This is a genomic window from Blautia sp. 210820-DFI.6.14 (assembly GCF_020558815.1).
Classification (GTDB): domain Bacteria; phylum Bacillota; class Clostridia; order Lachnospirales; family Lachnospiraceae; genus Blautia_A; species Blautia_A obeum.
In genome coordinates this window covers 1-288 of record NZ_JAJCKS010000126.1, presented here as the reverse complement: position 1 = coordinate 288, position 288 = coordinate 1, and the positions used below count along the sequence as shown (strand labels likewise).

Annotated in this window: 1 pseudogene; it reads right to left on the bottom strand. The window is 44.4% G+C overall.

The features are described 5' to 3' along the window. Window positions 1-288 (bottom strand): annotated as a pseudogene (locus tag LI112_RS18020) (site-specific integrase); the annotation flags it as partial.

Sequence of the window (288 nt, the reverse complement as noted above, 5' to 3'; positions counted from 1 at the left end):
AGCGTTTATGGTTGTTAATGGTGTTATAGGAAAAGCCTTTGTCTTTCATGCGTAACGCCCATTCTTTAGCGTCAGAGGGTTTTATCGTATCAATACTCCTAGCACCTAACTTGTCCTCTTTCAATAACCGCATGAGTTGTTCCCGTTGTTTCTGTGTGCTTTTCTTCACGTTTGCCCTTTGTGCGTTCTGTTTGGCGTAGAGTTGGCAAAGCGTCATTTTCTTGCCTGTGCTATCGATACCGTCCTCAATATCCCGTCTTATCTGCTGTTCCAGTTCACGAAGTGAGG